Origin of the sequence: Sphingomonas citri, from assembly GCF_019429485.1 — a bacterium.
Classification (GTDB): domain Bacteria; phylum Pseudomonadota; class Alphaproteobacteria; order Sphingomonadales; family Sphingomonadaceae; genus Sphingomonas; species Sphingomonas citri.
This window is the reverse complement of sequence record NZ_JAHXZN010000004.1, coordinates 146,679-166,638: the sequence shown is the minus strand read 5'-3', so window position 1 is coordinate 166,638 and position 19,960 is coordinate 146,679. Positions and strand designations below refer to the sequence as shown.

Here is a 19,960-nt window from a genome sequence, read left to right as displayed (position 1 = left end):
AGTCTCGCGCGCAACCAATCGGCGCCGCTGGCACGCGCGCCCCGCCCCTCACCGGAGCCGCTCTCCCTTGCCCATTATCCCCACGATCGCGCTCGGTTTTCTCGCACTATTGCTGGGCGGCGGGATCGCCGCCGCGGTGAAGCCCGGGGACGAGTTCGCCGGCCACCCCAAAGGCCTCTACGTCCTGTTCTTCGCCGAGATGTGGGAGCGCTTCTCCTATTACGGCATGCGCGCGCTGCTGATCTTCTACCTGACCAAGCACTGGCTGTTCGACGACGGCAAGGCCAATCTGATCTACGGCGCCTATACCTCGCTGGTGTACATCACGCCCGTGCTCGGCGGCTATCTGGCGGACCGTTACCTCGGCCAGCGCCGCGCGGTGGTCTATGGCGCGGTGCTGCTCACGCTGGGCCACCTGCTGATGGCGGTGGAGGGCGACGGCGGCCAGGCCTCCGCGGCGATCAACGTCTTCTGGCTCGCGCTCGGCTTCATCATCGTCGGCTCGGGCTTCCTCAAGGCCAATATCTCGGTGATCGTGGGCCAGCTCTACCCGCTCACCGACATCCGGCGCGACGGCGCGTATACGATCTTCTACATCGGCATCAACACCGGCGCCGCGCTCGGTACGATCCTCGCCGGCTGGCTCGGCGAGACCTACGGCTGGTCGTACGGCTTCGGCGCGGCGGGTGTCGGCATGCTGCTGGGGCTGCTGGTGTTCGTGCTGGGCAAGCCGCTGCTGCAGGGGCGCGGCGAGGCGCCGCGCGCGCTCGCCCGGTCGCTCGAGTGGACGCTCTACGCGATCGGCGTCGCCGCGGTGGGGGTGATCTGGCTGCTGATCCAGTACCAGGACGTGATCCAGACGCTGCTGATGGTCTCGGGGATCGCGCTGCTCGGCTACGTGCTGTTCGCCTCGTTCAAGCTGGAGCCGCACGCGCGCGACCGCATGTTCGCGGTGCTCTTCCTGATCGCGCTCAACCCCTTGTTCTGGGGTCTGTACGAGCAGGCCGGCGGCAGCCTCAACCTGTACACCGACCGCTTCGTCGACCGCGGCGGCGTGCCCGCCTCGCTGTTCCAGTCGGTGAACCCGATCTACATCGTGCTGCTCGGCCCGGTCTTCGCCGCGCTGTGGGTGTTCCTCGGGCGGCGCGGCTGGGAGCCCTCGGCGCCGGCCAAGTTCGGGCTGGCGCTGGTGCAGGTGGCGCTGAGCTTCCTGCTCTTCGTCTGGGGCGCGCGGCTGTACGGCGCGGCGCTGACCCCGGTGTACCTCGTCTTCATGATCTATTTCTTCCAGACCTCGGGCGAATTGTGCCTGTCGCCGGTCGGCCTGTCGGCGATGAACCGGCTGGCGCCGCGCCACCTCGCCAGCCTGATCATGGGCGCATGGTTCTACATGACCGCGGTGGGCAATTTCGTCGCGGGCAAGATCGGCGAGGCGACCGGCGGCGGCGAGGGCGGCACGATGACGCGCGACGGCACGCTGGGCGTGTACGAGACGATCGGCTGGTGGGCGATGGGCATCGCGCTCCTGGTGCTGCTGGTGAGCCCGCTGGTGCGCCGCCTGATGCACCTCGACACGCTGCGCGACCACGACGACTCGCACGCCATGGCGGGCGAGGCCGAGCTGGCCGAGCCGCAGGCGGCGGGGTTCGACAGCGCCAGCGCGACGCGGCCGCCCCGATCCTGACCGACATCAATCGACACGCGACAGAGGCGCGCGGCTGAGCCATGATCGCCGTCCGACGCGTCCGCGATCCACGCGGCGCGCGGGTGGGAGAGACGATGCCGCCGCTCGGGCTGATGCAGGACATGCCGCTGACGGTCGACCGCTTCCTCGACCATGCGGCGACATGGCACCCGCGCCGCGAGATCGTCTCGCGCGACGCCGCCGGCGCGGTCAGCCGCACCGACTACGCCGGTCTGCACCGCACCGCCAAGCACGTGTCGGCCGCGCTCGCCTCGCTCGGCATCGCGCCCGGCGATCGGGTCGCCACGCTGGGGTGGAACGGCTTCCGCCACCTCGCCGCCTGGTACGGCGCCACCAACATGGGCGCAGTGCTCCACACGCTCAACCCGCGGCTGTTCCCCGAGCAGATCCGCTACATCGCCGATCATGCCGGCGACCGGCTGCTCTTCGCCGATCCCGAGTGCGCCGCGCTGGCGCAGCGGCTGCTGCGCGAGGTGCCTTCGCTCGAGCGGATCGTTTATCTGTGCGGCGCGGACGCACTGCCCGAGCCCGGCGCGCTCGCCTTCGACGAGCTGGTCGCCGCGCAGCCGGCCGATCACCCCTGGGGCGGGTTCGACGAGCGCGCCGCCTGCGGGCTGTGCTACACCTCGGGCACCACCGGCCTGCCCAAGGGCGTGCTCTACTCGCACCGCTCCAACTGGCTGCACACGATGATGGCGCTCCAGCACGACGCGATGGGGCTCTCCGCGCGCGACACGCTGCTGCTGGTGGTGCCGATGTACCATGCCAACAGCTGGGGCGTGGTCTATTCGGCCCCCGCGGTCGGCGCCAAGCTGGTTTTGCCGGGGCAGCGGATGGACGGCGCCTCGCTCTACGAGTTGATCGAGCAGGAGCAGGTCACCTTCTCCGCCGCGGTGCCGACGGTGTGGCAGGGGCTGCTCCAGCACCTGCGCGGCACCGGGCGCGGCTTCACCTCGCTGGAGCGCGTGATCATCGGCGGCGCCGCCCCGCCCGAGGCACTGATCCGCGCCTTTCAGGACGATTACGGCGTCGAGGTGGTGCAGGGCTGGGGCATGACCGAGACCTCGCCGCTGGCGACGCTCTCCTCCCCCACCGCGGACGTGCTGGCGCAGCCCTATGACGAGCAGGTGCGGCGCAAGGCGATGCAGGGGCGCCCGGTGTGCGGGCTCGAGCTGCGGCTGGTCGACGACGCCGGCGCGGTGCTGCCGCACGACGGCGCCACCGCGGGGCGGCTGCTGATCCGCGGACCGACGATCGCGCGCGCTTATTACGGCGAGGCGGAGGAGGCGGTCGACGGCGAGGGATGGTTCGACACCGGCGACGTCGCGGTGATCGACCAGGCGGGCTATATGCGCATCACCGACCGCGCCAAGGACATCGTCAAGTCGGGCGGCGAGTGGATCAGCTCGATCGAGATCGAGAATCTCGCGGCGGCGCACCCGTCGGTGGCGATCGCGGCGGTGATCGGCGTGGCGCACCCGGTCTGGGGCGAGCGACCGCTGCTGCTGGTCCAGCCCGCGCCGGGCGCGACCTGCGCCAAGGAGGAGCTGCTCGCCTTCCTCGACGGCAAGATCGCGCGCTGGTGGATGCCCGATGACGTGCTGGTGGTGGAGGCGATCCCGCTCGGCGCCACGGGCAAGATCGACAAGAAGCTGCTGCGCGAGCGGCTGCGCGACTACCGGCTGGAAGGGGCCGAGGGGTAGTCGGGGAGCGGCTACAACGATCCTCCCCGGGAAGGAGAGCTGGCAGCGCGAAGCACTGATGTAGGAGTGTCGACGCTGGTGAGTGTCGCTCCCCTCGCCGGCCGGACCACCCCTCCGTCACGCCTTCGTCGTGCCACCTCCCCTTGCAGGGGAGGATCGAGTCGCCGTCGTATACCTGGGCGAACGGCCTCCCCCTACTTCGCCGCCGCGATCACCTCGCCCAGGAAGGTGCGGTACTGCGCCGCCACGCGCGGCCAGGCATAGCGCAGCGCGCGGACGCGGCCGCGCGGGGCCAGCTCGGAGCGCGCCGCGATCGCGTGCGCCAGCGCCGCCGCCACCGCCGCCGGGTCGCCGGTGTCGAGCAGCACCGCGTCGTCGCCGACGATCCAGCGCAGCCGCGGCGAGTCATGCGCCACGACCGGCGCGCCGCACGCCAGCGCCTCGATATAGACGTTGCCGAACGATTCCTCGCGCGAGAGGTGGAGGAACACGTCGGCCGAGCGGTACAGCAGCGGCATCTCCGCCGCCCCGACGGTCAGCCGCTTGAAGCGCCCCGGCAGCAGCTCGGCGGCGAGCCGGTCGACCGCCTCGCGCTCGGGCCCGTCGCCCGCCACCACCAGGTGCGCGTCGGGCAGTTGCGCCACCGCGCGCACGCCGTCGGCGACTCGCTTGGTCGGGATCAGCGCGCTCACCATCAGCACCACCGTGCCGCGCGCGGGCAGGCCGAAGCGCGCGCGCTCGGGCGAGCCCGGTGTGAAGCGCTCCGCGTCCATCCCGTTGGGGATCAGCGCGCAGCGCCACTTCTCCTGGTTGCGCTCGAGATAGTCGGGGTTGGTGCAGACCAGCCCGTCGCAGCCGAAGGTGCGATATTCGGCGTCGTTCGAGAAGGCCGGCCAGTCGCCGTTCTGCGTGACGAAGACGTGCGGCGGGCGGCGGCCGAACAGCACCGGGCGGCGCAGCACCCAGTTGGTGAAGGGGAAGGAGCAGGTCACCGTCACGTCATGGTCGCGCGGACGGTAGGCGCGCAGCAGGCCGGGGACGAAGCTCGCCTCCTCCCAGCCGGTCTCGCTGCGCAGCGCGGGGACCCGCGGCATCCGCTCGAGCCGCTCGCGCCGCAGCGCACCGGCGTGACGGAAGCGATAGGGCGTGCCCTCGCGCGCCTCGCCCGCGCCGATCACCGTCACCGCGTCGCCGCCGCGCGCCAGCTCGGTCGCGAGCGACAGCAGCGCCACCTCGGCGCCGCGCTCGAAACGGTGGAAGCCCGGCAGGGCGAACAGGATCCGCATCACTTTTCCTCAAACGCCCGTGAAAAACGCGTCAATGATCGTGTGCCTCGATTTTAAGGCTTCGGCTGCTAGAGACCGAGCAGCCGCCCCGGCCCGCGTCGATTCGACCGTGCCGGCCGGTACCTTCCTGGGATCGTCCGCCCGCGCATGAAGTTGCTTTCCCGATCGATCCTGACACGGCTGGGCTGGTCCACCGCCGGCTATGGCGTGGTGCAAGCACTGCGGCTCGTCAACAACGTCGTGCTCGCGCGGCTGCTCGCGCCCGAGCTGTTCGGCATCATGATCATCGTCAATACGGTGCGCACCGGCATCGAGCTGGCGTCCGATATCGGCATCGGCCAGAACATCATCAGCAACCCGCGCGCCGAGCAGCCCGACTTCTACGACACCGCATGGACGCTCCAGCTGGTCCGCGGCCTAGCGCTGGGCATGGTCTGCGCCGCGCTGGCCTGGCCGGTGGCGTGGTTCTACCGCAAGCCCGAGCTCGCCGGCATCTTCGCGGTGGCGTCGCTGTTCTTCGTCTTCGCCGGGTTCGAATCGACCGGGCGCTTCATCGCGCAGAAGCACCTGCGGCTCGCCGCGCTGACCGCGTTCGAGGTCGGCTACACCGCGATCTCGACCGTGGCGCACATCCTGTTCGCGCTGGCGACGCCGACGATCTGGGCGCTGGTGTTCGGCGGCATCACCTCCAGCGCGGCGGTGATGGTGGCGAGCTACCTGCTGATCCCGGGCATGCGCCACCGCTTCCTGATCGACCGCGGCGCCATGCGCGAGATCCTGTCGTTCGGCCGCTGGGTGGCGCTGTCGTCGATCGTCTACTTCCTGGCGATGAATTTCGACCGGCTGTACATGGCGCGCGCCGTGTCGCTGGCGGTGCTGGGGACCTATGGCATCGCGCGCTCGCTCGCCGACATCCTCAACCTGCTGGTCGCTCGCTTCGGCAACATGATCGTGTTCCCGATGGTGGCGGCCTCGTTCGACACCACCGCCGAGCTGCGCGCGCGCCTGGCGCGGCACCGCCCGCTGCTGCTGCTCGGCGCGGCCGCGGCGGTGGCGGGGTTCATCGCCGTGTCGGACCTGCTCACCGCCCTGCTCTACGACCAGCGCTACCAGGGCGCGGCGCAGATGCTGCCCGCGCTGTCGTTCGGGGTGTGGTTCGCGATCCTGTCGACGATCAACGAGTCGGTGCTGCTCGGCATCGGCAAACCGGTCTATGGCGCCAGCGCCAATATCGGCAAGTTCGCCTGGCTGTTGGTCGGTCTGCCGCTGGCGGTCAATTTCTACGGCATCAGCGGCGCGGTGCTGGTGATCGCCAGCGCCGAGCTGGTCCGCTACGTGCCGCTCTGGGTCGCGCAGCGCCGCGAGGGGCTGTCGTTCGCGCGGCAGGACCTTGCTATGACGCTGGTCATGCTGGGTCTGGCCGTGCTCTTCCGCGAGGCGCTGTACGGCGTCGGGCTGACCGGCGACGTGACGAGTCTGCTGCCGTGGAAGTGAGCGCGCCTTTTTCTCCCCCGCCGCGCGTCGGCATCGTCGCGATCGGCCGCAACGAGGGTGAGCGGCTGGTGCGCTGCCTGCGCTCGCTGGCGGGCAGCGGCGCCGCGGCGGTGGTCTATGTCGACTCGGCCTCGACCGACGGCAGCCCGGCGCGCGCGCGCGAGCTCGGGGCGCAGGTGGTCGACCTCGACATGGCGCTGCCCTTCACCGCGGCGCGCGCGCGCAACGCCGGCTTCGCCGCGCTGCCCGCCGACTGCGAGCTCGTCCAGTTCATCGACGGCGACTGCGAGCTGACGCCGGACTGGCTCGCCGTCGCGACTCGCTTCCTCGCCGCTCACCCCGATGTCGCGGTGGTGTGCGGGCGGCGGCGCGAGCGCCACCCCGAGGCCTCGGTCTACAACCGATTGTGCGACCTGGAGTGGGACACGCCGATCGGCGAGGCCGGGGCGTGCGGCGGCGACTCGCTGATGCGCGCCGAGGTCGTCCGCGCCGCGGGCGGCTTCCGCGACGATCTCACCGCGGGCGAGGAGCCCGAGCTGTGCGCGCGGCTGCGCGCCGCCGGCTGGCGGGTGTGGCGGATCGACGCGGCGATGACGCTGCACGACGCCGCGATGCTGCGCTTCGGCCAATGGTGGTGGCGCGCGGTGCGCGGCGGATTCGGCTATGCCCAGGCCGGCGAGGCGACCCGCGCGCTGCCGCACCCGCTCTACCGCGCCGAGCGCCGCCGCGCGCTGCTGTGGGCGGGCGCGCTGCCGCTCGCGGGCACCGTGCTGGCGCTGCTGGTCCACCCGGCGCTGCTGCTCCTGCCGGTGCTGCTGCTCGCGCTCCAGGTGGCGCGCGTGGCGCGGCGCGACCATCACGGCGCGATGGCCTGGCCCAACGCCTTCTACACGATGCTGGCGAAGTTCCCCGAGCTGCAGGGCATGCTGCGCTACGCGCGCCGTCGCCGCGCCGCCGGATCGGCGATCACCTACAAATGACCGACCAGCGCACCTCCCGCATCGCCTATGTGGTGAGCCAATATCCGGCCTCGTCGCACACCTTCATCCGCCGCGAGGTGGAGAGCCTGCGCCGCCACGGCGTCCACCTGCGCACCTACAGCATTCGCCGCCCCGCCGCGGCCGAGCTGGTCGCGCCCGAGGACCGCGCCTCGGCGGAGACGACCCGCTTCGTGCTGCCGCTCGGCGCCGGCGCGCTGCTCGGCGCGCATCTGGGCGCGCTGGCGCGCCGTCCCGGTGCTTATCTCGCGCTGCTGCGGCTCGCCTTGCGCCACCGCGCGCCGGGGCTGCGCGCCGCGCTCTGGGCCTTGTTCCACTTCGCCGAGGCGGTGGTGCTGGCGCGGATGTTCGGCGAGGACCGGGTCAGCCACGTCCACAACCATTTCGCCAACGCGGGCGCGACCGTCGGCATGATGGCGGCGCGCCTCGCGGGCCTGCCGTGGAGCCTGACGCTGCACGGTATCTCCGAGACCGACTATCCCGCCGGGCTGACGCTCGGCGCCAAGCTGGAGCAGGCCGAGTTCGTCGCCTGTGTCTCCTGGTTCGGCCGCGCGCAGGCGATGCGCGTCACCGCGCCGGCGCACTGGCACAAGTTCGCCGTGGTGCGCTGCGGGCTCGACCTCGCCGCCCCCACGCTCGCCGCCCCCGTCGCACGCACGGAGGGCGCACGGCGCCGGCTGGTGTGCGTGGCGCGGCTGTCCGCGGAGAAGGGGCATCTCGGGCTGCTCGAGGCGATCGCGCCGCTCGACGTCGAGCTCACCCTCGTGGGCGACGGCCCGCTGCGCGGCGAGATCGACGCCGCGGTGGCGCGGCTCGGGCTCGGCGCGCGCGTCCGTTTCGCGGGCCGGCTCGACGAGGCCGCGACGCTGGCCGAGATCGCGCGCCACGACATGCTGGTGCTGCCGAGCTTCATGGAAGGCCTGCCGATCGTGCTGATGGAGGCGATGGCGCTCGGCCTGCCGGTGATCGGCAGCCGGGTCGCGGGCGTGCCCGAGCTGATCGAGGACGGCGCCGAGGGCCTGCTCTTCCGTCCCGGCGACTGGGACGACCTGCGCCGCCAGATCGCGCGGCTGCGCGACGATGCCGCGCTGGGCGACCGGCTCGCCGCCGCCGGCCGCGCCAAGGTCGAGCGCGAGTTCGACATCGCCACCGCGGTCGCCCCGCTCGTCTCCCGCTTCGCCGCCCGATAGGCTGATCTCTATGCTGTTCGACCATATCGACCGAGTCCGCATCATCAACCTCGCGCACCGCACCGACCGGCGCGCGCAGATGCTGGGCGAGCTGCGCCGGCTCGGCGCCGAGCACGACCCGAAGGTGGCGTTCTTCGACGCGTGCCGCTTCGACGACGCGGGCAGCTTCACCTCGCGCGGTGCGCGCGGCGTGTACCACAGCCATCTGGCCATCCTCGAGGAGGCCGCCGCGGCGGGCGAGAGCGTGCTGATCCTGGAGGACGACGCCGATTTCACCCCGGCCGCGCGCGACGTGAGCGTGCCGCCGGGCTGGCAGATCCTCTACGGCGGCTATTACGCCGCGACGCCCGACGACCTGCCCGCGAGCGACATCATCGGCGCGCACTGCATGGCGTTCAGCGCCGACACGGTCGCGCCGCTCGCCGCCTATCTGCGCCACCTGCTGACGCTCGACGACCATCCCCCGATCGACGGCGCCTATGTGTGGTACCGCCGCGCGCGTCCCGAAGTGCGAACGGCGTTCGCCGAGCCGGTCCTGGCCGAGCAGCGCCCGTCGCGCACCGACATCGCCGCGCTGCGCTTCTTCGACCGCCTGCCGCTGCTGCGTGAAGGCGCGGGCGCGGCGCGCGCGTTCAAGCGCGCGGCGGCGCGGCGCAGCTTCGGCCTGCGCGAGTCGATCGTGATCGCGGTGGTGGGGATCGGCGGCGCGGCGGCGCTGGTGGCGGTGTTCGCATGAAGTGGATCGCGCTCCTCGCCGTACTGGGCATGCTGCCGGTGCTGATCGGCTGGCTGCGCACCAACCGCCGCCATCTGCCGCGCGTGATGATGGTGTTCGGCGCGCTGCCGTTCGTCACCAGCACCTGGCACCTGCTCATAGCGCCGATCTCCTGGGCCTATTGGCCGGGTTTCGTGAAGGGCGCCGAGGTCACGCTGATCGACGCGCTGGCGATCGCGCTGATCTTCTCGACACCGCGCAAGTTCCGCCAGGTCCACCTGCGCTGGCCGCTGATCGCCTACACCGTGCTGGTGATGCTGAGCCTGCTGCAGAACGACGTGCCGATGTCGACCTTCTTCTACGTGTGGCAGCTGGCACGCATGGTGCTGGTGCTCACCGCGGTGGCGATGACGTGCCGCGACCCGAAGGCGGTACGCGGGCTCATCCTGGGGCTGATCATCGGCATCTGCTTCCAGGCGGTGATGTCGCTCAAGGCGCACGCGCAGGGCGCGATCCAGGCGGCGGGCACGCTGGGGCACCAGAACCTGCTGGGCATGCTGACCCACTTCGTGATCTTCCCGTCGCTGGCGATGCTGCTGGCGACCAAGAAGTCGCGCTGGCTGTGGCTCGGGCCGGTAGCGGGACTCACCGCGGTGGTGCTGACTGCCTCGCGTGCGACGATCGCCTTCTCCGCGGTCGGCGTGGTGCTGACGCTGCTGCTGTCGATGATGCGCCAGCCGAGCGGGCGCAAGACCACGGTGGCGCTGGCGGGCGTGCTGTCGCTCGTCGTCGCCGCGCCGGTCGCCTATGCCACCTTGGGCGCCCGCTTCAGCAAGCCCTCCGACACCGGCGACTACGACGAGCGCGCCGCGTTCGAGCGCGCCGCCAAGGCGATCGTCCACGACCATCCGCTCGGCGTCGGCGGCAACCATTACGTCATCGTCGCCAACACCCAGGGCTATTCCGATCGCGCCGGCGTCGCCGCGGTGTTCGGCAGTCGCAGCGCGCACGTCCACAACGCCTATCTGCTGTCCGCGGCCGAGACCGGCTACGTCGGCATGATCGCCTTCGTGCTGATGCTCGTGTGGCCGGTGATCGTGGCGCTGCGCTGCGCCTGGCGCTACCGCCGCGACCCGCGCGGCGACGTGCTGCTGGGTCTCGCGGTGGCGCTGATGATGGTGAGCCTGCACTCGCTCTACGAGTGGATCTTCGTGCTGTACGTCACCCAGTACATGTACGCGATCGCGGTCGGGCTGATCGCGGGCATCGCCGCGGAGATGGGCTATTGGGCACCGCGGCGGAAGCGCGCGGCGGCCGCGCCGGACCGCGACGAGGCGGCGGAAAGCCTCGCAGAACCAATCCCTAACGTCGCTTAAGCACGCTTCCCTACGTCGATTTAACCCAGCGACCCTAGCGTGGCCTGAACGGCTGCCGGGCTCGAGTTCGCCCGCGGCGACTGGGAGTAACTCGGATGATGACGCTGCTGGGCGCGTGCGCGCACCCTGCGCTGATGCGCGCCCCTGCGACCATGCGGCAGCGCGCCGCTCGCATCATGCCCCTGATGCTCGCGCTGGCGCTCGCCGGCTGCGGCGGCGGCGGCGGCGGTGGCGCGACCGCGGGGACCACGCCGGTGGCGAGCGCGCCGACCGCCCCGACCGTGACGCCCGCGCCCACGCCGACCCCGACGCCCGCCAGCAGCGGCGTGGTGGTGGCGCCGGGCAGCCTGCCGGTGGCGGGTGACTATGATTCGATTCCGAGCAACTTCGACGTCGGCCAGCAGCTCGTCGCCGCGTGGGGCACGGGCGCGGTGCCGTCGAGCGGCGCGCCCGACGTGGTCGGCGCCTTCCGCTTCATCTGCACGCCCAGCCACGAGGCCAAGGACGACCCGATCGTGTTCCCGGGCCAGCCCGGCCGGTCACACCTCCACCAGTTCTTCGGCAACTCGCTGGCGGACGCCAATTCGACCTATCGCAGCCTGCGCACCAGCGGCGACAGCACCTGCACCAACGCGCTCAACCGCTCGGCCTATTGGATGCCGGCGATGCTCAACGGCAAGAACGGCGTGGTGCGGCCCGATTACGTCTCGATCTACTACAAGCGCCGCCCCGCCAGCGATCCCGAGTGCCAGCGCATGGGCAAGGCCTGCGTCGACCTGCCGCGCGGGCTGCGCTTCGTCTTCGGCTACGACATGATCAACGGCACGCCGCCGACCGGCGCGGGCTATTACAACTGCCAGGGCCCGACCGCCGAGCCCGGCCATTACGCCGACCTGATCGAGGCGGGAAAGCATTGCGGCGTCGGCAACCAGATCGGCGCGGTGATCAACGCGCCCAATTGCTGGGACGGCAAGAACCTCGACAGCGCCGACCATCGCTCGCACGTCGCCTACACCAGCTACGGCGATTGGGGTTATGAGAAGTGCCCGGCCGACCACCCGTACGTGATCCCCACCTTCACCATGGGCGCCTGGTACACGGTCGACTCGGACCTCAACCGGAGCGGCACGTGGGACGGCGGCACCAGCGGCTGGCACCTCGCCTCGGACGAGATGCCGGGCATGGCGACGATGCGCCCGGGCTCGACCTTCCACGCCGACTGGTTCGGCGCGTGGGACGACGAGGTGATGAAGATGTGGATGGATAATTGCATCAACAAGCTGCTCAACTGCAGCGGCGGCGACCTGGGCAACGGCCGTCAGATGAAGATGTTCGACGCCTTCGCCTGGACCAGCAACCCGCACGTCGTGGCGCTGCCGAAGTGAGGGAGCGGAAGTAAGCGAGGCGGGTTGATCGGGTGAGGGCCGTGAGGGCCTCGCCTTCGTCGTCGCCAAGGCTCGGCGTCGTGGCCGAGTCGCCTTCGACTTGGCGGGTCGCCTCCGACGTGGCGAGTCGCCTCCGACGGGCCGCGATCCTTCGTCATCCCGCCCCTCCCGTCAGCCCCGCCCCCTTGTCATGCCCGCGCAGGCGGGGATCCAGACCCGCTGACGTCGCACCTCCGTCGGCAGGTCCACGCGTCTGGATCCCTGTCTCCGCAGGGATGACGGCGGAAGGACACGGGGCTGACCGGTGTAGGCGCGGGGATGACGAGCGAAGGGCCCGAGGCTGCCGGGTAAAGGCCGCGCGGCCGACGAACGAGGCCGGCACGCCGAGTGTCGCACGGGTCCGAAACCGGGACAGGGGCGTAACGGTCGCTCCTTGAAGCTCCCCCCGCCGCACGGCAATCACGCGACGAACAGAGTTTCTGGGGGGACGAAATCATGACCAAGTTGAAGATGATGGCAGCGGTGGCCGGGCTCGCGCTGGCGACCGCGGCGGCACCGGCGAGCGCGACGGACTTCGTGCTGGATCTCACGTCGAAGACCAACAGCGCGGACAACGGTGCCACCAACGCGCGCACCTACAACTTCGACCTCGATGGCCAGAAAATCAACGTCCGTGCGACCGCATGGTCGGCGATCAACGGCAAGATCACCAATGCTTACCTCGGGTCGTACACCTACGGGTTGGGCGTGACCAACGACAATGAGAACGGCACGAACGGCACGCACACCGTCGACACGCAGGATGGACAGGACTTCATCCTGTTCCAGTTCAGCACCGCGGTCGATCTGTCGAAGATCAAGACCACGTCCTTCAGCGTGAACGGCTACACCACCGGCTCAGACGCGAGCGTCCGCTGGGGCAACACTGCCACCGCGTGGAACCAGGACCTTGGTCTCGACGGCAAGTCGACCAGCGCGCTCACCAGCGTTCTCAATAATCAGCAGGTGCTCGCGGGCGGCAGCGGCACGCTGACGCGCAGCGTCGACGGCACCGCGTCGAACCTGTGGCTGGTCGCCGCGACGAACGTCGACGGCACCAAGGTCGACGGCTTCAAGCTGAGTGCGGTCACCGTCAGCAGCGCGGTGCCCGAGCCGGCGACCTGGATGATGATGATCGGCGGCTTCGCGATGGTCGGCGCCGCGGTGCGCCGTCGCAAGAGCGTCACCGGCGGCGCCGCGGTCGCCTGATCGCGCGCTTCCCGATCGGGACAGTCGAGGGGCCGGCCGCGCGAGCGACCGGCCCCTTTCGCGTGCGCCGCGCGCTGGCCTGATGTATAGCGCGACCCGAGCGACGGAGGCGTGATGCGGGTGCGGGCGAGCGGGAATCGGGGCTGGATCGGCGCGCTGCTGCTCGCGCTGGCGCTGGCCGGCGCGGCGCACGCCGATCGCTTGGCGGCGCCGACGACTCAGCACGCGAAAGGCAAGATGGGCGGCACCGGTGATCTCGCCCAGCCGCGCGAGGCCGCGGGCGGTCCCGAGGGCGAGGAACCCGCGGTGCCGAGCAACTTCGACGCCGCCAGCGGCATCATGGTCTCGCACGAGAGCGGCCCGCCCGGCGCGATCCCGCAGAGCGCCGCCCCCGACGTGGTCGGGGCCTTCCGCTTCCTGTGCATGGCGGGGCAGCTGCGCTTCGACGATCCGATCCTCTACCCCGGCAAGCCGGGCCAGTCGCACCTGCACCAGTTCTTCGGCAACACCGCCGCGGACGCGAATTCGACCTACGCCAGCCTGCGCCGCAGCGGCGACAGTACCTGCATGAACCGGCTCAACCGCTCGGCCTATTGGATGCCGGCGATGCTCAACGGCCGCGGTCAGGTGATCCGGCCCGACTATGTCTCGATCTACTACAAGCGCCGGCCCAACACCGATCCGGAGTGCAACCGTGTCCGCGCCGCCTGCGTCGCGCTGCCGCGCGGGCTGCGCTTCGTCTTCGGCTTCGACATGGTCCACCCCGATGCGCCGGCGACCGGTTCGCATTACTTCAACTGCCAGGGTCCGGGCGCGACCGAGGGCCATTACGAGACCCTGGTCGAGGTGGCGAAGGTGTGCCCGCCCGGCGCGCAGCTGGGCGCGATCATCAATGCGCCGAGCTGCTGGGACGGCAAGCGGCTCGACAGCCCCGATCACCGCGAGCATGTCGCTTATCCGCAGTGGACCGGGGGCAAGGAGCATTGCCCGTTCACCCACCCGGTGGTGATCCCCACCTTCACCATGGGTTCGTGGTACACCGTCGACGCCACGCTCGATCGCAGCGGTACGTGGGACGGCGCGCGACCGACCTGGCATCTCTCCTCCGACGAGATGCCCGGCGCCAACGGCACGATGCGCGTGCCCGGCACCACCTTCCACGCCGACTGGTTCGGCGCCTGGGACGACGCGACGCTGCGCCAGTGGACCGAGAATTGTCTGGACAAGCTGCTCAACTGCCACGGAGGCGACTTGGGCAACGGCAAGCAGCTGCGCCAGGTGACGCCCTTCGCCTGGCTCGCCAAACCGCACGCGGTGCCGGTCCCCGATCGCCCCGCCGCCGCGGCGGGTGCCGACCCGCATGCCGGGATGGCGGGCATGGCTCATGCCACGACGCTGCGCTGAGCACAGACGATAGCTAAGGCGTTGTTTACCACGATCGACGAAAAAGCCGCTGAATCCGTCTCTTCCGCCCTGATCCGTCGGCGTCGGTTAACTCGATAGTAGGCGCGTCACCGCTACTCCTCGCACAGCTGATCGAAAGGGTGCGACGATGCTGCTTCACGCGGTGATGGTGAACGAGGACAATGACGATCGCCGCGGTGCCGAGCGCCAGCCGATCAACCAGCCATCGACGCTGCGCGGCGATCGCGGCGCGCACGACGTCTATGTCGCCGATCTGTCGGAGACGGGCTTCAGCGTCACCACCGACTCGCGGCTCGCGATCGGCAGCACGGTGACGATCGGGCTCGCCGGGCACGGACGCGCGACGGCGCGGGTGGTGCGCCAGGTGCCGGGTGGCTACGGCTGCGAGTTCGCCGAGCCGGTCAGCCGCTCGGTGGTGGCAAGCGCGTTCCGCACCGACACCGTGATCCAGCTCACCTCCTCGGCGCCGCTGGAGGCGCCTTTCGCCGAGCCCGAGGTACAGAAGCTGCCCGGCGCGGTCCGGCTGGGGGTGATCGTCGGCAGCTCGGCGCTGCTGTGGGCGCTGATCGCGCGGGTCGCCGTCGCGCTCTTCTGATCCGCCGCAGCGCAGCAGGATTACTCCCTCTGCGCCGCTCTGGACGACGTCGTCCGCCGAGTCGCGCCGGCGCCACGCGGCGGCGGATCATATCGCCACCCGCGATCGCCTCATTGGAAAAAACCGCAGGATCAGTAGGCTTTTACTACTGATTGCTGAGGCTTGACCGTACCGCATCGGTACAAGCTGCGACGATCGATCCCGTATTCGAGACGAACCGCTGCACCTTCGGGGTTACATTAACGCCCAAATAACCTAATGTTGCGTTGCAGCGTATCGTCGAGGGAGCGAACTTCGTGCATGAAGCGACCATCACCGCGTCGGTGCCCAGCGCCGACGTGGATCTCCGCGAGGACGGGTTTTCCATGCGTCGCATCGACGACATGGCCAGCCGCGCGCTCGACGTGACGATCGCGCTGATCGCGCTCCTTATCCTGGCGCCGCTGATGCTGATCATCGCGGCGGTGATCTACATCCTGGACCCCGGCCCGATCATCTTCGCACACCAGCGCATCGGTCGCGGCGGGCGTGCCTTCCCGTGCCTCAAGTTCCGCTCGATGGTGGTCGACGCCGACGCGCGCCTGCGCCACCTGCTCGAGACCAGCGCCGAGGCGCGCGAGGAGTGGGAGCGCGACCACAAGCTGCGCGACGACCCGCGCGTGATCGGCATCGGCAAGTTCCTGCGCAAGACCAGCCTCGACGAGCTGCCCCAGCTGATCAACGTCGTGCGCGGCGAGATGAGCCTCGTCGGCCCGCGCCCGATCGTGGTTGGCGAGATCGCGCGCTACGGTCGCTATTTCGAGCATTATTGCGCGGTGCGTCCGGGCATCACCGGGCTGTGGCAGGTCGGCGGGCGCAACGACGTGTCCTATCGCCGCCGCGTCGCCTATGACGTGACGTACAGCCGCGCGCGCTCGTGCGCGATGAACGTCAAGATCATGGCCTACACGGTGCCGAGCGTGCTGTTCCAGCGCGGTTCCTACTGACGGCAATGCTGCCAAACGTCGCGCGGCGTCGTCCTACCGGGCGGCGCCGTTGCCTTGTCGGAGCGCGCGGTGCACGTGCCGGCCATCTCCCGGATCGCGGCTAGGGGGCCGGCGCGACGATGAAGGTCTATGTCCATCTCGCCGTGGCGCAGCACCCGCGCCGCTGGGCGCAGCTCTTCGCCGCCGGCCGGCTGGTCGGGCTCAACGAACCCGATCCATACGGGTATGCTCGAGCCGAGCGGATGGGCGTCACGCTGATCGCGCCCGCGGTCGAGCACGAGGGCAGGTTCGGCAAACTCGTGCGCATGGGACTCGGTGCGCCGCTCGGCTTCGACATCGTCAACGCCTGGCGCAACCGCGACAGCATCATGGCCGCGGACGTGGTGTGGACTCACACCGAATCACAGTTTCTCGGCGTCTGCGCCCTGCTCGCGCAGCGGCGACGGGATCGCACGGCACGACCCCGGCTGCTCGCCCAGGCGGTCTGGTTGATCGATCGCTGGCCGCGGCTCAACCCGCTGCATCGCTGGCTCTGGCGGCGGCTGATCCGTCAGGCCGACGTGCTGACCTTCCACTCGCCGCTGAACCTCGCCGCCGCGCGCCGGCTGTTCCCCGACCAGCGCTGCGAGTTGGTGCGCTTCGGCATCCGCGCCGACCATCGCGAGCCGCCGCGCCCACCGCGCGCACCCGGTGGCCCGTACCGGATCATCAGCGTTGGCAACGATACGCATCGTGACTGGCGCAGCCTGGTGGAGGCGGTCCGCGAGCATCCCGAGTGGCAGCTCCGCATCGTTTCGACCAAGGCGGATCCCGAACTGGCGCGCGGACTCGAGCACGTCACTGTCGCTGGCGTGACCAGCTCGGAGGAACTCTTCGCTCTCTATCGGCAGGCCGATCTCGTCGTGGTGCCGCTGCAGCACAACCTCCACGTCTCGGGCTCCACCGCGCTGCAGGAAGCGGCGCTGTTCGGCGTGCCGACGATCGCGACCGCGGTGGGCGGGCTCGAGGCCTATTTTCCACCCGAAGCGGTGCGTTACGTCCCCGAGCACGACCCACACGCCCTCGCCGCGGCGATCGCCGCGCTTGCCGCCGATCCGATCGCGGCAGCGGCGATGGCGGCGCGCGCGCAGGCGCAGATGAGCGACGAGGGACTGAGCTCCGAAGCTTATGTTCGCGCGCACGTGCGGCTATCGCGTGAACTGCTCGACGGGCGGTGAGCTCGCGCGCTCAGGCGGGGCGTCGGCGCGCGCGTCGAGTCACGGCCGCGGCGAGCCGCGTCGCCGCGGGCACGCGCAGCGCGAGCAGCAACGCGGCATAGATCGCGCCCCCTAGAACGATCAGCGCCGCGGTCGCGAACGGATCGGTCACCGAGCGAAACGGCACGAGCACGAGTCCCATGCCCGCTGCCGCCGCCGCGATCCGGGCGATGTCGGGCGTCATCAGCCGCAGCGGCAGCACGCGCTTGGCCAGGAACGCGCTCATCGTGTAGCAGAGCAGCTGCGCGATCAGGGCGGCGAGCGCCATGCCGGGCAGGCCGACGAGGCGGATGCCGATCAGCCCGGCGGGGATGACGACGGCCAGCGTCGTCAGCGGCGGGACGACCATCCAGCCCATCCGGCGAGTGACCTGGAACGCCATCATCAGATGGAAGGTGACGAGACACCGCAGCAGCGCGGCCGCCCCGACGATCGGCAGCAGCCGTGCTCCCTCCGCGCGGAAAGCCGGGCCGAGCAGCAGATGGACGATCCCGGGCGCCAGCACCATCAGCCCGACCGCCGCCGGCAAGCCGAGACCCACCTGAAGTTGCAGGTTGTTCTCGAGCGTGGCGCAGGCGGCATCGGGGCCGCGATCCTCATAGGCACGCACCAACGCCGGATAGCCCGTGAGGTTGATGGTCATCATCATGAACACCAACGTCTTCTGGAGCAGATCGACGGGCGCGGCATAGAGCCCCACGGCGTGCGGCCCAAGCGTCGCGCCGACGAGGAAACGGTCGGCGAAACCCGCCGCGTAGGTCAGCGCGCAGCTGGCGATCAGCGGATAGCCGAGCTGGACCGCGGCGGCGAGCTGCGCGCGAGACGCGTGCCATGGCCGCGCCGCGCGCCACAGCGGATCGAACAGCACGCTGGTCAGCGCCACCGCGCCCTGCGCGATCACGATGCCGAGCAGCGTCCCAAGCGCTCCCAGCCCCGCGTGACGCACCAGCACCAGCCCGAGCAGAATCGCCGCGACCGAGCGCACGGTGGCGTTCCAGAAGTAAGGCCAGGCGCGCTGCCGCAGCCGATAGACCGTCTGAAGGAAGGCGAGCGCCATTTCCGTCAAAGTGAAAGCCGCCAAAACCGGCCACCAGCGCGCCGCCACGCCGGCGAAGCCGATGCCCAGCAGCCACAGGATCGTCACCGCGGTGACGAACAGCAACGCGACTGCGGCGTAGAGCGCGGTGAGCGCGTCGGCGCGCGCCGGGTGGACCGCGCTCGGCCGCGTAGGATCATACAGCGTCCGCGCGCTGACCAGCCGCAGCCACTCGAACAGCATGGCGTTGAGCAGCACCGCCGCAGCGGAGACCAGCGCATAGCGGCCGAACGCACTCGGATCGAGCAGCCGAGTCCACAGCAATGTGGCCACGAAGTTGAGCCCGCTGCCGATCACCGTTGCGGCGGTAACGATCGCCGCGCCGGACCGTCCGCTCACGCGGTCTGGCTCGCGCGCTGCGGGTGCAACAGCGCCACGGCCGTGTCGAAGAAGCGGTTCAGCGTCGCGCGTCGCGTCGCCAGGATCGCCGCCTGCTCGTCGCGTTGCGACCAACTCGCCACTGCCTCGACCAGCAGCGAGGCGACCGCCGCGGGCGTGTCGTCGCCGATGCCCGTGCCGGGAACGCGATAGTCCTCCATGAAGGCGTCGGTCTTGGTGGTGCGGCTGAGACACGCGATCGGCGCGGTGCCGTAGGAAAGGATCATCGCGTGCAGCCGCATCGCGATCAGCGCCGAGCCGCCGCGCAGCACATCCAGCGCGACGTCGAGCGTCGGCGGGTAGGCGGCGCTCACGCGCGCGCGCGCCGCCGCGGGCACGGCAGCGACGATCCGCGCCACGCGCGCGTCGTCGCGACTGTCCATCGACACGACCACCACCTCGCGATCCAGCCGCTCGACCGCCTCCGCGGCGACGCGCGCGAAGATGTCGATCACCAGCTCGTCATATTCATCCTCGAAGGCGGGCGAGAGGATCATCGGCCCGCCCGCACGCGGCGACGCGCCGGCGAGCGCGAAGGCGGGGTCGCACGCCATCTGTGGCTGCGGCGCGGTGGTATCGGCGACGAGCGCGTGGCAGTTTGCCATCGAGCGCGCGTCGCGCACGAAGATGGCGCGCGCGGACGCGAGCAGCTCAGCGGCCGACTGATGCGCGCGCTCGGTCGTGATCGCGTCGATCCCGATCGGCGCGGTGATCAGCGGGCGGCCGAACAGCGCCGCCAGTCGCGCCACCAGCCAGGCATAGCCGATGATCCCCTTGACGCGGCCGCCGCCGAACTTGTCCTGAATGATCGAGCCGCCGCCGATGATGACCAGGTCGGCGCGCGCGATCGCATAGGCGAGCGCGAGCAGCCCCGCGGGCCGTCGCCGCGCTGCCAGAAAGGGGCTGAGGTCGTCGGTCGCGGCGATCGAACCCAGCGCGATCATCGCCACGCGCGCGTGCATGTGCGGCAGCCGCGCGCGCAGTCCCTCCACGAGCGCGAGCGCGATCGCGTCGTCGCCGCGATTGTAGCCCGCCACGCCGCAGATCGTCACCGTGGGGCGACGCGGGAGGCGCCGCGACGGCGCGGCGCGCGCCAACGCGCGGGACGCGATGCTCGCCACCGC

16 protein-coding genes are annotated in these 19,960 nt (G+C 70.6%); 13 read left to right on the top strand and 3 right to left on the bottom strand.

Going from position 1 to position 19,960, the window contains the following annotated elements; all coding sequences use genetic code 11:
- The first annotated feature begins 67 nt into the window (after positions 1–67).
- Entirely contained in the window at positions 68–1,684 is a 1,617-nt protein-coding gene (locus KZ820_RS13080) for a peptide MFS transporter (RefSeq protein WP_219749065.1), read from the top strand.
- Positions 1,685–1,725: 41 nt separating this feature from the next.
- Positions 1,726–3,408, top strand: a complete 1,683-nt coding sequence (locus KZ820_RS13075) for a long-chain-fatty-acid--CoA ligase (protein ID WP_308462220.1) — start codon at positions 1,726–1,728, stop codon at positions 3,406–3,408.
- 194 nt (positions 3,409–3,602) lie between these two features.
- Here the strand turns inward: KZ820_RS13075 and KZ820_RS13070 are convergent, their stop codons facing one another.
- Positions 3,603–4,694 (bottom strand): glycosyltransferase family 4 protein, encoded by a 1,092-nt coding sequence (locus tag KZ820_RS13070; RefSeq protein WP_219749064.1) that lies wholly within the window; start codon positions 4,692–4,694, stop codon positions 3,603–3,605.
- Between the two features lie 147 nt (positions 4,695–4,841).
- Here KZ820_RS13070 and KZ820_RS13065 point away from each other — a divergent pair, with 147 nt between their 5' ends.
- The 11 genes from KZ820_RS13065 to KZ820_RS13015 all read left to right on the top strand — a co-directional run bounded on the left by KZ820_RS13065 (position 4,842) and on the right by KZ820_RS13015 (position 17,323).
- Positions 4,842–6,188 carry an oligosaccharide flippase family protein gene (locus tag KZ820_RS13065; RefSeq protein WP_219749063.1) on the top strand — a complete coding sequence of 449 codons (1,347 nt, stop codon included), beginning with the start codon at positions 4,842–4,844 and terminating at the stop codon, positions 6,186–6,188.
- Entirely contained in the window at positions 6,179–7,168 is a 990-nt protein-coding gene (locus tag KZ820_RS13060; RefSeq protein ID WP_308462219.1) for a glycosyltransferase family 2 protein, read from the top strand. Before KZ820_RS13065 ends, KZ820_RS13060 begins: the two co-directional genes overlap by 10 nt.
- Positions 7,165–8,376 carry a glycosyltransferase family 4 protein gene (locus tag KZ820_RS13055; protein WP_219749062.1) on the top strand — a complete coding sequence of 404 codons (1,212 nt, stop codon included), beginning with the start codon at positions 7,165–7,167 and terminating at the stop codon, positions 8,374–8,376. The genes KZ820_RS13060 and KZ820_RS13055 overlap by 4 nt, the downstream gene beginning before the upstream one ends.
- Positions 8,377–8,386: 10 nt before the next feature.
- A complete protein-coding gene (locus KZ820_RS13050) occupies positions 8,387–9,112 on the top strand; it encodes a glycosyltransferase family protein (protein ID WP_219749061.1) in 726 nt (241 codons plus the stop codon).
- Positions 9,109–10,467, top strand: a complete 1,359-nt coding sequence (locus KZ820_RS13045; RefSeq protein WP_219749060.1) for an O-antigen ligase family protein — start codon at positions 9,109–9,111, stop codon at positions 10,465–10,467. The genes KZ820_RS13050 and KZ820_RS13045 overlap by 4 nt, the downstream gene beginning before the upstream one ends.
- Before the next feature lie 95 nt (positions 10,468–10,562).
- Positions 10,563–11,852, top strand: a complete 1,290-nt coding sequence (locus tag KZ820_RS13040) for a DUF1996 domain-containing protein (RefSeq protein WP_219749059.1) — start codon at positions 10,563–10,565, stop codon at positions 11,850–11,852.
- A gap of 495 nt (positions 11,853–12,347) precedes the next feature.
- Complete coding sequence (locus KZ820_RS13035; RefSeq protein ID WP_219749058.1) at positions 12,348–13,100, top strand: PEPxxWA-CTERM sorting domain-containing protein; 753 nt, start codon at positions 12,348–12,350, stop codon at positions 13,098–13,100.
- A gap of 114 nt (positions 13,101–13,214) precedes the next feature.
- Positions 13,215–14,504: a DUF1996 domain-containing protein gene (locus KZ820_RS13030; RefSeq protein ID WP_219749057.1), complete on the top strand. Its 1,290-nt coding sequence runs from the start codon at positions 13,215–13,217 to the stop codon at positions 14,502–14,504.
- A 148-nt stretch (positions 14,505–14,652) separates the two neighbouring features.
- On the top strand, positions 14,653–15,120 hold the full coding sequence (locus KZ820_RS13025) for a PilZ domain-containing protein (RefSeq protein ID WP_219749056.1): 468 nt from the start codon (positions 14,653–14,655) through the stop codon (positions 15,118–15,120).
- Positions 15,121–15,485: 365 nt separating this feature from the next.
- Positions 15,486–16,106 (top strand): sugar transferase, encoded by a 621-nt coding sequence (locus KZ820_RS13020; RefSeq protein ID WP_219749055.1) that lies wholly within the window; start codon positions 15,486–15,488, stop codon positions 16,104–16,106.
- A gap of 119 nt (positions 16,107–16,225) precedes the next feature.
- Positions 16,226–17,323, top strand: a complete 1,098-nt coding sequence (locus KZ820_RS13015) for a glycosyltransferase (protein WP_219749054.1) — start codon at positions 16,226–16,228, stop codon at positions 17,321–17,323.
- A gap of 10 nt (positions 17,324–17,333) precedes the next feature.
- Here the strand turns inward: KZ820_RS13015 and KZ820_RS13010 are convergent, their stop codons facing one another.
- Positions 17,334–18,797, bottom strand: coding sequence for a lipopolysaccharide biosynthesis protein (locus tag KZ820_RS13010; RefSeq protein ID WP_219749053.1), 1,464 nt, complete (start codon positions 18,795–18,797; stop codon positions 17,334–17,336).
- Positions 18,794–19,957: a polysaccharide pyruvyl transferase family protein gene (locus KZ820_RS13005; protein WP_219749052.1), complete on the bottom strand. Its 1,164-nt coding sequence runs from the start codon at positions 19,955–19,957 to the stop codon at positions 18,794–18,796. The genes KZ820_RS13010 and KZ820_RS13005 overlap by 4 nt, the downstream gene beginning before the upstream one ends.
- Positions 19,958–19,960: the final 3 nt, after the last annotated feature.

Coding starts and splice junctions, on each gene's coding strand:
- KZ820_RS13020 (WP_219749055.1), top strand. CDS start 15,486: ATGCGTCGCATCGACGACATGGCCAGCCGCGCGCTCGACGTGACGATC.
- KZ820_RS13045 (WP_219749060.1), top strand. CDS start 9,109: ATGAAGTGGATCGCGCTCCTCGCCGTACTGGGCATGCTGCCGGTGCTG.
- KZ820_RS13030 (WP_219749057.1), top strand. CDS start 13,215: ATGCGGGTGCGGGCGAGCGGGAATCGGGGCTGGATCGGCGCGCTGCTG.
- KZ820_RS13035 (WP_219749058.1), top strand. CDS start 12,348: ATGACCAAGTTGAAGATGATGGCAGCGGTGGCCGGGCTCGCGCTGGCG.
- KZ820_RS13050 (WP_219749061.1), top strand. CDS start 8,387: ATGCTGTTCGACCATATCGACCGAGTCCGCATCATCAACCTCGCGCAC.
- KZ820_RS13040 (WP_219749059.1), top strand. CDS start 10,563: ATGATGACGCTGCTGGGCGCGTGCGCGCACCCTGCGCTGATGCGCGCC.
- KZ820_RS13025 (WP_219749056.1), top strand. CDS start 14,653: ATGCTGCTTCACGCGGTGATGGTGAACGAGGACAATGACGATCGCCGC.
- KZ820_RS13070 (WP_219749064.1), bottom strand. CDS start 4,694: ATGCGGATCCTGTTCGCCCTGCCGGGCTTCCACCGTTTCGAGCGCGGC.
- KZ820_RS13075 (WP_308462220.1), top strand. CDS start 1,726: ATGATCGCCGTCCGACGCGTCCGCGATCCACGCGGCGCGCGGGTGGGA.
- KZ820_RS13015 (WP_219749054.1), top strand. CDS start 16,226: ATGAAGGTCTATGTCCATCTCGCCGTGGCGCAGCACCCGCGCCGCTGG.
- KZ820_RS13055 (WP_219749062.1), top strand. CDS start 7,165: ATGACCGACCAGCGCACCTCCCGCATCGCCTATGTGGTGAGCCAATAT.
- KZ820_RS13065 (WP_219749063.1), top strand. CDS start 4,842: ATGAAGTTGCTTTCCCGATCGATCCTGACACGGCTGGGCTGGTCCACC.